This is a genomic window from Mesorhizobium sp. 01N446 (assembly GCF_056399285.1).
Map to the genome: position 1 here is coordinate 44164 of NZ_JBFTRA010000001.1, position 12993 is coordinate 57156.

At 62.8% G+C, this 12993-nt stretch carries 13 protein-coding genes; 4 read left to right on the forward strand and 9 right to left on the reverse strand.

Features of this window, described 5'->3' with window-relative positions; all coding sequences use genetic code 11:
* Positions 1-3: 3 nt before the first annotated feature.
* Positions 4-1203, reverse strand: a complete 1200-nt coding sequence (locus AC1DPX_RS00210; RefSeq protein ID WP_202356274.1) for an aspartate aminotransferase family protein — start codon at positions 1201-1203, stop codon at positions 4-6.
* 357 nt (positions 1204-1560) lie between these two features.
* Between AC1DPX_RS00210 and AC1DPX_RS00215 the strand changes: the two genes are divergently transcribed.
* Entirely contained in the window at positions 1561-2079 is a 519-nt protein-coding gene (locus AC1DPX_RS00215; RefSeq protein WP_202356275.1) for a GcrA family cell cycle regulator, read from the forward strand.
* A 136-nt stretch (positions 2080-2215) separates the two neighbouring features.
* Here AC1DPX_RS00215 and AC1DPX_RS00220 read toward each other — a convergent pair whose 3' ends face one another.
* The 3 genes from AC1DPX_RS00220 to AC1DPX_RS00230 all read right to left on the reverse strand — a co-directional run bounded on the left by AC1DPX_RS00220 (position 2216) and on the right by AC1DPX_RS00230 (position 5424).
* On the reverse strand, positions 2216-3223 hold the full coding sequence (locus AC1DPX_RS00220) for a magnesium and cobalt transport protein CorA (RefSeq protein ID WP_477233798.1): 1008 nt from the start codon (positions 3221-3223) through the stop codon (positions 2216-2218).
* 96 nt (positions 3224-3319) lie between these two features.
* Entirely contained in the window at positions 3320-4045 is a 726-nt protein-coding gene (gene phoU / locus AC1DPX_RS00225; protein WP_202356277.1) for a phosphate signaling complex protein PhoU, read from the reverse strand.
* A 113-nt stretch (positions 4046-4158) separates the two neighbouring features.
* The gene (locus AC1DPX_RS00230) at positions 4159-5424 is read right to left on the reverse strand and encodes an ATP-binding protein (RefSeq protein ID WP_477233800.1); all 1266 of its coding nucleotides are present in this window, start codon (positions 5422-5424) and stop codon (positions 4159-4161) included.
* A gap of 113 nt (positions 5425-5537) precedes the next feature.
* On the opposite strand from AC1DPX_RS00230, the gene ppk2 reads away from it, so the two are divergent.
* Positions 5538-6446 (forward strand): polyphosphate kinase 2, encoded by a 909-nt coding sequence (gene ppk2 / locus AC1DPX_RS00235; RefSeq protein ID WP_477233802.1) that lies wholly within the window; start codon positions 5538-5540, stop codon positions 6444-6446.
* Between the two features lie 55 nt (positions 6447-6501).
* Here the strand turns inward: ppk2 and AC1DPX_RS00240 are convergent, their stop codons facing one another.
* From AC1DPX_RS00240 to AC1DPX_RS00250, 3 genes are all read right to left on the reverse strand, one after another.
* Entirely contained in the window at positions 6502-7266 is a 765-nt protein-coding gene (locus AC1DPX_RS00240; RefSeq protein WP_244730619.1) for an enoyl-CoA hydratase-related protein, read from the reverse strand.
* The gene (locus tag AC1DPX_RS00245; RefSeq protein ID WP_202356280.1) at positions 7263-7901 is read right to left on the reverse strand and encodes an acyl-homoserine-lactone synthase; all 639 of its coding nucleotides are present in this window, start codon (positions 7899-7901) and stop codon (positions 7263-7265) included. The genes AC1DPX_RS00240 and AC1DPX_RS00245 overlap by 4 nt, the downstream gene beginning before the upstream one ends.
* Before the next feature lie 98 nt (positions 7902-7999).
* On the reverse strand, positions 8000-8731 hold the full coding sequence (locus AC1DPX_RS00250) for a helix-turn-helix transcriptional regulator (RefSeq protein ID WP_095771882.1): 732 nt from the start codon (positions 8729-8731) through the stop codon (positions 8000-8002).
* Positions 8732-9028: 297 nt separating this feature from the next.
* Between AC1DPX_RS00250 and AC1DPX_RS00255 the strand changes: the two genes are divergently transcribed.
* Positions 9029-9841, forward strand: a complete 813-nt coding sequence (locus AC1DPX_RS00255; RefSeq protein WP_446721227.1) for a transporter substrate-binding domain-containing protein — start codon at positions 9029-9031, stop codon at positions 9839-9841.
* Positions 9842-9933: 92 nt separating this feature from the next.
* On the opposite strand, the gene AC1DPX_RS00260 is transcribed toward AC1DPX_RS00255, so the two are convergent.
* Positions 9934-10347: a tellurite resistance TerB family protein gene (locus tag AC1DPX_RS00260; RefSeq protein WP_202356282.1), complete on the reverse strand. Its 414-nt coding sequence runs from the start codon at positions 10345-10347 to the stop codon at positions 9934-9936.
* 173 nt (positions 10348-10520) lie between these two features.
* On the opposite strand from AC1DPX_RS00260, the gene AC1DPX_RS00265 reads away from it, so the two are divergent.
* Complete coding sequence (locus AC1DPX_RS00265) at positions 10521-12167, forward strand: lysine--tRNA ligase (protein ID WP_477233804.1); 1647 nt, start codon at positions 10521-10523, stop codon at positions 12165-12167.
* On the opposite strand, the gene AC1DPX_RS00270 is transcribed toward AC1DPX_RS00265, so the two are convergent.
* Positions 12133-12960, reverse strand: a complete 828-nt coding sequence (locus AC1DPX_RS00270) for a thermonuclease family protein (protein WP_477235704.1) — start codon at positions 12958-12960, stop codon at positions 12133-12135. The two genes, AC1DPX_RS00265 and AC1DPX_RS00270, sit on opposite strands and share 35 nt — an antisense overlap.
* Positions 12961-12993 lie beyond the last annotated feature (33 nt).

Sequence of the window (12993 nt, forward strand, 5' to 3'; positions counted from 1 at the left end):
GAATTACTTCGCGGCGGCCACGGCGATGGCATCCGCCAGGCCTTTGGCACCGGCGCGGATGCGGTTGAGCGCTTCGTGGATCTCGGCGTCGGTGACCGTGAGCGGCGGTAGCAGGCGAATGACGTTGTCACCAGCCGGAACCGCCAGCAAATGCTGGTCGCGCAGCGCCATGTTCACCTTGGTGTTGGGCATGGCGCATTTGAGCCCAAGCATCAGCCCGGTTCCCCTGATGTCTTCAATGACATCGGGGAATTCGTCGGCGATCGCCGCCAGGCCCTGCTTCATCAGCAATGCCTTGCGCTGGACATCCTCGAGGAAGCCGTCCTCCAGCACCACATCGAGCACGGCGTTGCCGACAGCCATGGCCAGCGGATTGCCGCCGAAGGTGGTGCCGTGCACGCCCGACGTCATACCGACCACGGCCTCGTCGGTGGCCAGGCAGGCGCCCATCGGGAAGCCGCCGCCAATACCCTTGGCGATCGCCATGATGTCGGGCGTCACGCCTGACCATTCATGCGCGAACAGCTTGCCGGTGCGGCCGATGCCGCACTGGACCTCGTCATAGATCAACAGCAGGCCGTGCTGGTCGCAAAGCTGCCGCAGCCGCTTCAGCGACTGCGTCGGAACCGGGCGGATGCCGCCCTCGCCCTGCACCGGTTCGATCAGGATCGCGGCGGTCTCCGGCGTGATCGCCTTCTCGGCGGCATCGATGTCGTCGAAGCCGACCTGGTCGAAGCCTTCGACCTTCGGGCCGAAGCCTTCGAGGTATTTGTACTGGCCGCCGGCCGCGATGGTCGCCAGCGTGCGGCCATGGAAGGCGCCTTCGAAGGTGATGACGCGGAAGCGCTCGGGATGCCCTTTGACGAAGTGGTAGCGCCGCGCCGTCTTGATCGCGCATTCCAGCGCCTCGGCGCCGGAATTGGTGAAGAACACCTTGTCGGCAAAGGTGGCGTCGGCCAGGCGCTCGCCCAGCCGGCTCTGTCCCGGAATCTCGTAGAGATTGGAGACGTGCCAGAGTTTTCCCGCCTGCTCGGTGAGAGCCGCGACCAGGTGCGGATGGCTGTGGCCGAGCGAATTGACCGCGATGCCGCCGGCAAAATCGAGATATCGCTCGCCTTTGTCGGTGACCAGCCAGGTTCCTTCCCCATGGTCGAAAGCCAGGGGAGCGCGAGCAAAGGTCTCGTAAAGCGCCGAACCGCTCATTATATGCGTCTCCGGTACCGGAAAATCAAAAAAGCCGCCAAAGCGGCGGCCTTGTGCGGCTTATCGTGTTTTTCGGCCATGAAGTCAACGAAAACGTCGCGTAGTGGCACGCGACAAGCCCCCTAACTCGACGCCGGCTCATGAGCGACCGGGCAAGTTGGGGAAAACCGAAAAAACCGATTCGTGTTGCACTTGGGACTCTTGTCACCGAGTCAGCGCATAAGGTAATTGTAGTCGAGAAATAACTAGATTTCGTGCGGCGGACCTAATCACCAGATATATGTGGTGTCTGCCCCAGCAAGGTTGCTGGGTCGGGAAGGGATTCCGATTGCGCACGGTTAGCAGGAGCGCGGTCTCATGAACTGGACTGACGAGCGGGTCGAACTTCTCAGGAAACTGTGGTCGGAGGGTCTGAGCGCAAGCCAGATTGCTGCCCAGCTTGGAGGGGTGAGCCGAAATGCCGTCATCGGCAAGGTGCATCGGCTGAAGCTGTCGGGCCGCGGCCGTGCAACGGCAACGCCGGCACGCCAGAAGAAGGCCACACAGGGCTCGACCGTCCAGAAGTCGGTGGCGCGCGCCGCAAGCACGGCCCGCCACGTCACGACATCGATCGGCGCGACCGCCCTTCAGACGCAATTCGACGCCGAGCCGGTGGTGCGGCACTATATCCGCCCGGTCGAGAACGTCGTGGTACCGATCTCACGGCACCTGCAGCTCGTCGAACTGACCGAGCGGACCTGCAAATGGCCGAACGGCGATCCGCTGTCGGAAGACTTCAACTTCTGCGGCAACGAGGCTGCCGAAACGGGGCCTTATTGCAAGTATCACGCGCGTGTGGCCTTCCAGCCGGCGGCGGAGCGGAGACGCAATCGCTGAAGGGAATAGGGCAGTAAGGCAGTAGGGCAATATGTTTTGAGCCGCGCTGATGAGCGCCTTATCTCAACCTACTGCCCTACTGCCCTACTGCCCTACTGCCCTACTGCCCTACTGCCCTACTGCCTACTGCCTACCCTCACAGCCACCCATTCTTGCGGAACCGCCAGTAGAGAAACGCGCAGATCCCCGCGATGGTGGCGAGCACAATCGGGTAGCCATATTCCATCTTCAGTTCCGGCATGTCGGTGAAGTTCATGCCGTAGATGCCGGCGAATGCGGTCGGCACGGCCAGGATGGCGGCCCAGGAGGCGAGTTTCTTCGAGATCGCCGTTTCCTGGCTCTGACCGACCAGAAGGCTGGCCTCGAAGGCAAAGGCCAGCACCTCGCGCAGACTGTCGATCTTTTCCTGGACGGTGCGGATGTGGTCGGTCACGTCGCGGAACAGCGGATGCATGGCTGAATGGATCTGCGGCAGGTCGGCGCTGGTCAACCGGCGGCAGACTTCCACCAGCGGAAGTGCCGCGTTGCGCAGGCGCAGCAGATCGCGGCGCAGCATGTAGAGCCGCTCGATGTCTGGACCGGTCATCGGCTTCAGAAGAACCCTGTCCTCGATCGCCTCGACCTCGTCCTCGATCTGCTCGAGCACGGGCATGTAGTTGTCGACGATGAAATCGAGAATGGCATAAAGGACGAAATCCTCGCCCTTGGCCAGCGAATGCGGGCAGCTTTCCCAGTGCTGGCGCACAGCGGCGTAGGACGTCGACGGGCCGTGCCTGACGCTGACGATATAGCCCGAACCGACGAACAGATGCGTCTCGCCGAAAGTCACCCGTCCTTCGATCAATTGCGCGGTGCGGGCGACGATGAACAGCGCATCGCCATATTGCTCGATCTTCGGCCGCTGGTGTGGATGCTCGGCATCCTCGATCGCCAGCTCATGCAGATGGAACTGCGCCTGGACGCGCAACAGGAGCTCGCGATCGGGTTCGAGCAGCCCGATCCAGACGACGTGTCCCGATTTCTTGGCCCATTCGCCGGCTTCCTCGATCGGAATGTCGGCGATACGCCGCCCGGCCGTGTACACGCTGGAGGCGATGATGCCTGATGTCGGCGCCGCGGGCTTGAACTCTCGGACATATTCCATCGCAGCCTCCTGGACGCAGGACCTTATCAAGGCCTGAGAAGCTTAACGCCGGGATAGTTTAGCGCAATATGATCTAGCGTTCGAGTGGACGAACGTTCATTTCGCCGGAAGCGGCGCCGAAAGGCTGATCTTGTCCGTCTTGTCGCCTTTCGGCCGCTCGGCCGGCATCTGGTCGCCGGTGACGATGTAGTAGATGGTCTCGGCGATGTTGGTGGCATGATCGCCGATGCGTTCGATGTTCTTGGCGCAGAACAGCAGATGCGTGCAGGGCGTGATGTTGCGCGGATCTTCCATCATGTAGGTCAGCAATTCGCGAAACAGCGACGTGTACATCGCATCGATCTGGTCGTCACGGTCGCGCACGAAGCCGATCTTGTCGACCGAGCGCGAGGCGTAGACGTCGAGCACTTCCTTGAGCTGGGTCAGCGCCAAATTGGCCAGGGCCTCCAGGCCGCGGAACAGGCTGGTCGGCTGGCGGCCGTCGGTGACGGCGACCACCCGCTTGGCGACGTTCTTGCCGAGGTCGCCGACCCGTTCGAGGTCGGCCGAAATGCGGATGGCGCCGACGATCTCGCGCAGGTCCGTCGCCATCGGCTGGCGCTTGGCGATGATGATGATCGCCTTGTCGTCGATCTCGCGCTGGCCGTCATCCAGCACGGCGTCGTCGTTGATGACCTTCTGGGCCAGCCCCGGATCGGCATTGACGAGAGCGGCGACCGCCTGCTCGACCATGCGCTCGGCATGGCCGCCCATCGCCGCGATACGCTTCGACAGGTATTTCAGCTCCTCGTCATAGGCGCTCATTATGTGCACGGACTGCATGGATGAAATGCCTTCCCACGGTTCTTGATCTTGAGTCGTTTCCTCGAATCCCCGCTGATACGCTAGCCGGATGACAGAAAAAAGAAACGGTTCCAGGGAAAACTAGGGCAGTATCAGTGCGTCGGCAAATGAACCGCGAAGGCAGCGCCCTTGCCGACCTCGGATTTGATCGTCAGCCTGGCATTGTGGCGCGTCAGGATGTGCTTGACGATCGACAGGCCAAGGCCGGTGCCTTTCTGGGTCCGGCTGGTTTCGACGTCGATGCGGTAGAAGCGCTCGGTGATGCGCGGAATGTGCTCCTCGGGAATGCCGGGGCCGAAATCCCGGATGGTGACGTCGATGCCGGGTTCGGAACCGTCATCGGCATGTGTGATCGACACCACGACGCGGCCGCCGGACTGGCCGTATTTGCAGGCGTTTTCCAGCAAGTTCTCGAACACCTGGAACAGCTCGTCGCGATCGCCCGGCACATTGAGAGGTCCCTTGGCGAAGTCGCGCTCGATGACGACGCTGTTTTCACGGGCAAGCGGGGCCAGTGAATCGATGACGCTGTCGACGGTCTGGCGCAGGTCGACCTCGGTTCCCGGCTTCAGATAGGGCTTCATCTCCAGCCGGGACAACGACAGGAGGTCATCGATCAGGCGCGCCATGCGGCCGGTCTGGTTCTGCATGATCTGCAGGAATTGGTCGCGCGCCGCCGGATCGTTGCGGGCCGGTCCGCGCAGCGTTTCGATGAAACCGGCGATCGAGGCGAGCGGAGTGCGCAATTCGTGGCTGGCATTGGCGATGAAATCGGCGCGCATGCGGTCGATCCTGCGCGTTTCGCTCTGATCCTTGAACACCAGCACATAGAGGTCGGTGCCGTGCCCGACCGAGGACGCGCTGACCCGGTAGGCCCGTTCGACCGGCAGCTTCTCGGTATAGTCGACGACATCGGAGGCGATCGTGCCCGACAGCACGCTGTCGAGCAGGGACTGCATTTCCGGCGCCCGGAATTTCAGCGGCAGCGACAGGCCCGGTGCGATGCCGCCGAAAGCCGCAAAGGCGGCGGCGTTGGCATGGACGATGGTAGCGGAGCGGTCGAAAATGATCAGCGGGTCGGCGACGGCCGCCGCCAGATATTCGCCCGACAGGCGCTGCAGGCCGATCGCCTCGATCGCCGCGGTATTCTCGCCGTACTGGCGCAGGCCCGCGGCCGGCAGCATCGCGGCGAAGAGCAACAGGAGCAGCGCCGGCACCAGCACGTAGGCGGAAATATTGGCAAAGGCAAAAGCTGTCAGAACCGCGACGACACCGGCCGCAAGCAGCCAGCGGCTGTGCCATAGCCGGATGGCCATGGCTTGCGCCACACTTGCCTGCTCTGCGCTTTGCTCAGCCATCCGCGCGTCCTATAGCCCTCTCGGGCGCTGTCCGGCCGTATGGCAACTTCCTGCTAGACCGGCATGGAGGCTCCCAATAGCATGAGTCCGTAAGCTGAAAAGGGTTCGTCGCGATGAAAAAAGCCAAGGAAACTCCCGCAACACCGACGTCAGGTCCGTTGAAGATCAAGATCGACGGCAAGGAGCGGGAGTTCGACATCGAGAATCCCGAGCTTCCGGACTGGGTGGAGGCCAACAAGCTGACCGCGGGCGGCTACCCATACGACAAGAAGATGAAGAGCGACGAGTATGACGAGACGCTCGAGAAATTGCAGATCGAACTGGTCAAGGCGCAGGCATGGCTGCAGGCGACCGGCAAGCGGGTGATGGCGCTGTTCGAGGGCCGCGACGCCGCCGGCAAGGGCGGCACGATCTTCGTGGTGCGCCAGTATCTCAACCCGCGCACGGCGCGCAACGTGGCGCTGACCAAGCCAACCCCGACCGAACTGGGACAATGGTACTACCAGCGTTATGTCGACCATTTCCCCACGGCAGGCGAATTCGTCACCTTCGACCGTTCCTGGTACAACCGCGCCGGCGTCGAGCCGGTGATGGGCTTCTGCACGCCGGAGCAGCATGAGAAGTTTCTCGATGAGACGCCGCATTTCGAACGGATGATCGTCAACGACGACATCCACTTCTTCAAATTCTGGCTGAACATCGGCCGGGAAACGCAACTCGAGCGCTTTCACGATCGCCGCTACAGCCCGCTGAAGAGCTGGAAGTTCTCGCCCATCGATATCGCCGGTATCACCAAATGGGACGACTACACCAAGGCGCGCGACAGCATGTTCGAGCGCACCCACAAGGAGTTCGCGCCATGGATCATCGTGCGGGCCAATGACAAGCGCCGCGCCCGGCTGGCGGTGATGCGGCGGATCCTGCTGTCGCTGCCCTACGAGGGGCGCGATCTCGATATCGTCGGCAAGGAAGACAAGAAGATCATCGGCGAAGGGCCGTCATTCCTCGGCAAGCAAGACTGACGCTTACTGCGCCGCGGGGCCAATGGGCAGCGCGGCGCAGATTCTTCCGGATCGTTCAGGCTGCCAGCCGGGCGATCCGCTGCAGGCGACGTAGCGTGGTGTCGTCCTGCAACGCCTGCTGAAACAGCGATATCTCCTGGTCGATGCGGTCGCACAGCGCGCCGGTGTTGCCCTTGAGCAGGCCGCGGGTCTGCAGCAAGGCGGCGACCGGCTTCTTGGCGAGTTGCCTGGCGCGGCCGAGTGTCGCTTCTTCCACGCCGTCATGCACGATCTCGGCGACGAGGCCGAGTGCCCTCGCGTCCTCGGCGTGGAGCGTGTCGCCGAGACAAAAGAAGCGGAAGGCGCCGGCATAGCCGAGCTTCTGTGGCGCCAGGATGCTGGTCGCCGCGTCCGGCACAAGGCCGAAATCGACGAACGGCACCCGGAACGTGCTTTCATTCGAGGCGATCACCATGTCGCAGTGGAACAGGATGGTGCAACCGACGCCGACGGCATCGCCGTCGACGCAGGCGAGGATTGGCTTGGGGAACGTCGCCAGCGTGCGGAACATGTCGGTGACGGCGGCGATCAGCTTCTGATGCTTGGTGGCGTCGAGGAATTCGGAAAAGTCGCCGCCAAGGCAGAAGCAGCCTGCCAGGCCACGCAACACGACGACACGCACCTCGTCATTGTCGGCGGCTTCATGGAATGTCCTGGCAAGGCTCTCATAGGCCCTTCTGTCGAGCACCGGCCGGCCGTCATTCGACGACACGGTGACGATCAGCGTGTGGTTGCGCAGTTCCGGTTGCGGGTGCGGGTTCATGGCGGTGTCCAACGTCATGACGCCCTCCTCTGGCCGAACATGTCGGGATATCCCCGGGCCAGGACAGGAGCATGGTGATTGCGGCGCGAACGCACCACGTCCAGCGTATGCTCGTTGAAGGAGAGCAGGGTCGCCACGACCTGCTGATTGCCGTAGGTGCGCTGATAACCCAGCGGCGTCGCCAGGAAATGCAGCTGCAAGGCGCGCAACACCCACATCGGCTCGAACTCGATGATCACCTTGTCGACGCCGCGCTTCAGCCCCCACTCGACGAAGCCGGCGATCAATTCGGTGCCGACGGTCGAGACGCCGCGACGGCCATCGCGAAAACCGGCAGCCACCGCATACCGGGTCAATTCCCAGATGTTGGGGCCCGATGGCGGCGTTCCTTCGGAAAGGTCGGACAAGACCTCGGTCAGCAGATGGGGCCGCGTGGTCGGCAACATCCGTTGATAACCGGCGACTTCGTTGCCTCTGATGACGATCTGATGCACCGCCTCGTCATGGTCGAACTGATCGACCTCGAATCCGTCCGGGCGCCGCAGGTCCTCCCACCCCATCTCTTCGACAAATATCTGGTAGCGCAGACGATGGACGGCCTCCCAAAGGTCGGGGCGTTCCATCAATTCTTGAGTAGTAAGACAAAAAAGCATGCCGTCGTCTCCTGGGTTTAAGAGGAAGATACGGCCGTGCTTCAACGAGAAAATTGCGTGATCACGTAGGCAAGAAATTCTAGGTCGGCACGGCCGACCTAGCTAATGTAGCCGCGCCTTATCGCTTCGGCGACCGCCTGGACCCGGTTGACGGCACCGAGTTTGCTTTTGGCGTTAAGAAGATGTTTCTCCGACGTGTGTTCGGAGATGCCGAGAATTTGCGAAATCTCCCATTCCGACTTGCCGACGGCGGCCCATTGCAGGCATTCGCGCTCGCGCGGGGTCAGTTCGATATGGTCAATGGTCTTGGTCGCCATGGTGTGGATTTGCATGGCGCGGCCCACGGCATAGGTCGAGACCAGCGACACAAGGCCGAACTCGGCCGCCGACAGCTGCACGGCCTCGCCACCCAGCGACACCATGACGATCTGGCCATCGAGCGTGATCAGCGGGAAGGCCAGCCCGTCGCGCAGCTTGAAGGCGCCGGCATCGCCCATCACCTCGTCGCTGCTCTTGTCGAAGCTAATGCCCTGGGCGGCTTCGCGCCACTGGAACGGCGCCTGCAGCTGCTTCATGTGGCTGACCACCGGATCGTGGTCGACATAGTTGCGCGCCACGTAGCGCTCCAGCCATTCGACAGGCCAATCGCAAAGCAGCACATGCTGCTTTTGCTGCCCGGTCGGCGTGCCTGGCTGCGGAACGGTTCCCGCCATCAGTGCGGTCAGGCCGAAATCCGAGGTTATGCCCAAAAGTTTCTCGCAGACCGCCGCCGCCGTTCCGGCGTGCTGCAGTTGGTCTATGTATTCCAGCGTACGATCGAATTGACCCATCGCAACATCAACCCCATGTTGCCTCTTGCATTGAGATCAATGGTCCATGCGTTGTCTRCATTTGGCCACCGACCACGGATTGCAACGCGCACATTCTCGGTTGTGGTTCTCGACCCCGGTCCCCAACCAAGGCGGCCACCGCTGTTTGCAAACGTGCTAAAGCATAACCTGAAATTGGCGCGTTGAAATCAAAAACCATTGTGCCTGTACCATTTTCGTACCAAAACCGGTGCGAACAAGAGTGCGGCGGAGTCTATCGTGGCGTTCCAATGGAGGTTCCCGGTCCTGGCGTCGCTGTTGATCGCGGCGCTGCCATGGGCTCCCGGGGCGCGCGCGGCCGAACCGCAGGTTCCGGTGTTGTGGGACGCCAAGGAACGGTTGCCGAAGCCCGACCTTTCGGCATTGCCACGGCTGCGATTCCTGACGACCACGGATTTTCCACCCTTCAACTTCCTCGACGGCGCGGGAAAGCTTTCCGGTTTCCACATCGACCTGGCGCGCGCCATCTGTGCCGAACTCGGCATTGCCGACAAATGCCAGATCCAGGCCTTGCCTTGGGGCGAACTCGAAGGGGCACTCGAGAAAGGCGAAGGCGAAGCCATCATCGCCGGCATCGCCGCGACGCCGCAATCGCGCCAGACATACGCCTTCTCGCGCTCGTATCTGCAGTTTCCGGCGCGTTTCATCACGCCGAAGAACAAGGCGCTTGCCGAACCGGTCTTCGACAAGCTGCGCAGCAAACGCGTCGGCGTAATCGCCGGCTCGGCGCATGAGCGCATGCTGCGCGACTATTTCAACACGGTCCAGATCGTCTCCTTCGACGGACCGGAAGCCCTCTACGGCGATCTCAAGGCGGGCAAGATCGACGCCGCCTTCGGTGACGGCATGCGTTTCGCCTTCTGGCTGGGCGGCTCGGATGCGGCCGGCTGCTGCCGTTTTGCCGGCGGTCCCTATCTGGCGCCCGAATATCTGGGCACCGGCATGGCCATCGCCACAAGGGCGGACAACCCGACGCTGGCCGCGGCGATCGATTACGCGCTGCAGGAGATTTCGATGAAAGGAACCTTCGCCGAATTCTACCTGCGCTATTTCCCGGTCAGTTTTTTTTGATCCGGTCCCGGTCAGCTTTTTCTAGGGGCTGGTGATATTCAGGTGATGCCGGCCTGACCTGAATCTCAACAACCCCGGCCAAGCAGATTTTCTCAGGTCAGCGTACGCAGCCGCGCCTTGGCCGCGCGGCCGATGGCGGCGACGGTCAGCGTGTCGAGATCGAGCTGGCGGCGGATCAACTGCAGCACCCGCACTTCCTCCAGCCGCATTTCGAGATCGACGGCGGCAACTTCGAAGGCCGCGGCATAGGCGGTGTCGCGCAGGCGCTCCGGCAGGGCTTCCGCCACCTGGGCCAGCACACCCTCCAGGCCATCCTTCTCGTGCAACTGCTTTTGACAGGCCTGGGCGACTGGAACCAGCCGATCCTGCTTGAAATCCTCGAACACCGGCCATGAGCGGACAACGTCGCCGATCCTGGCCAGTTCGACGTCGGTCATGTCGCGGTCGGAGGCAGAGGTGATGACCATCAGGTAGATCAGGGCTTCATGCGGGGTCGGCAACGGCATTCTTTACTCCTTGAACGGGTTTCGAAGGTAGGAACGGCGGTAGAAGGCCGCAAGGAAAAAGCGCTGCACGCGTTGACGCTCCGGCCATGCGCGCCTAGAGGACCGATTGAAAATCGACACCTGCGGCCGTGCCAGCAAGCAATCCGGCCGGCGAACAATTTGGAAAACAGGACATGGCGGGATCAAACATAATCGATCTCAACCCCGAACTGCTGGCGGCCGCGGCCGAGAGCAAGGCGTGGCCGTTCGAGGAAGCCAAAAAGATCATCGAACGTTACAAGGGCAGCGACTTTCCCGAAACGATCCTGTTCGAGACCGGCTACGGTCCATCCGGCCTGCCGCATATCGGCACGTTCGGCGAGGTGGCGCGCACCTCGATGGTGCGCCATGCGTTCCGCGTGCTCACGCAGGACAAGGTCGCGACCAAGCTCTTGTGCTTCTCCGACGACATGGACGGCATGCGCAAGATACCCGACAACGTGCCGGATCGCGCAGCACTTGAACAGCATCTGCACAAGCCGCTGTCTTCGGTTCCCAATCCGTTCGGCGGCGACTATGCGAGCTTCGCCGACCACAACAATGCGATGCTCTGCCGCTTCCTCGACACGTTCGGCTTCGACTACGAATTCGCCAGCGCGACGCAGTATTACAAATCGGGCCGTTTCGACGCGATGCTGCTGCGGGCCGCCGAACGCTACGACAAGATCATGGCGGTGATGCTGCCGACGCTTGGGGCCGAGCGGCAGGCGACCTACAGCCCGTTCCTGCCGATTTCCCCGAAGAGCGGCCGGGTGCTTTACGTGCCGATGAAGCATGTCGACGCCAAGGCCGGCACCATCACCTTCGACGACGAGGGCACCGAGACCACGCTTTCGATCACTGGCGGCCGGGTGAAGCTGCAGTGGAAGCCGGACTTCGGCATGCGCTGGGCAGCGCTCGGCGTCGATTTCGAAATGTTCGGCAAGGACCACCAGACCAATGCGGTGGTCTATGACCGCATCTGCAACATACTGGGCGGGCGCGCGCCCGAGCATTTCGTCTACGAGCTGTTCCTCGACGAAAACGGCCAGAAGATCTCGAAGTCGAAGGGCAACGGCCTGACTATCGACGAATGGCTGACCTATGCCCCGACCGAGAGCCTCGGGCTCTACATGTACCAGCGGCCGCGGCAGGCCAAGAAGCTCTATTTCGACGTCATCCCGAGGGCGGTGGACGAGTATTACACCTTCCTCGCCGCCTACCCCAGGCAGAACTGGAAGGAGCGGCTGGGCAATCCGGTCTGGCACATGCATGACGGCAATCCGCCTGATATCGACATGCCGGTGCCGTTCTCGCTGCTGCTCAACCTGGTCAGCGCCTCCAATGCTCAGAACAAGGACGTGCTGTGGGGCTTCATCTCGCGCCATACCAAGGATGTTACGCCGAAGACGCACCCGGAGCTCGACCAGCTGGTCGGCCATGCGATCCGCTATTTCGACGATTTCGTGCGGCCGACGAAAACCTTCCGCCCGGCCGACGAGGTCGAGCGCGAGGCGCTCAAGGCCCTGGACGCAGCACTTGGCACGCTTCCGGCTGACGCCGGCGGCGAAGCGATCCAGAACGCTTCGCTCAACGTCGCGCGCAAGATCGAACGCTACCAGGATCACTCCAAGCAGAGCCCGGAGGGCGGCCCGGGCGTTTCGGGCGCCTTCTTCCAGATGATCTACCAGGTACTCATCGGCCAGGAACGCGGCCCGCGCTTCGGCTCGTTCGCCGCGCTCTACGGCGTGGCCGAGACCCGCGCGCTCATTCAGCAGGCGTTGGCTGGTCAGCTGGCTTGAGGGCGCCGTCGACCTCTTCCAGGATCGAGCCCGGCGCCTGAGGCGCCGGGGCCTGCGCGTCCGGCACCGCCGAGATGCCGGCCAGGCTCGGCGCCGATCCGAAAATGCCCTTCTTGGCGCTTTGCGCCTTTTCGCCTGCCTCGACATAGGGGCCGCCCTTGGCGGCACGCGCCCAGCCATTGTCGACCAGCCATCGGCCGACGTCCTGCTTGCCGATCCGGCATTCCGCCGCGATGCGGTCACGTCCGCCTTCGGGCGGCACGGTGCAGACCACCGCGCGGCCGCGCAGGAAGGCACGGAACGCCGTGCGGGCGCGGATGCCGCACGGCCAGGATTTGCCGTCGGTGGTGCAGGTTTCGTCTTGAGGAACCACGTCGATGCCGGAAATCGCGACCGAATAACCTTTCGCCTCGATCAGCCCAGCGGCTGTCGCGACCGGCTGGAACAGCTTCGTGCCATTCCAGTCATCGGGCATCTTCGGCTTGGGTGGCATGGCCAGCGCCAGCTTGCTCAGCGGCTCGCGCGGCTCGACCCGCTCAAGTTCGCCCGCGGGCAGTTCCGGCGGAGCGACGACATCCGGATCGATCGCGCGCGAATGCACCACCGGCTTTGGCGGCGGCGGAGCTGCGGGCGCGGGAATGGCTGACGTGGCCGGTTCGCCAGGCCCGGCATCGGCGCCGGCTTGAGAGATCGTGTCCACGCCGGGATCGATCTGGTCCACGGTGACGGTGCTTTCGCTTCCTTTCAGCGTGCGGCCGCCGGCAATGACCAGGGCTGCCATCACCGGGACCATCACAACCGCCAGAATGAGATAGGGAAACCGCAC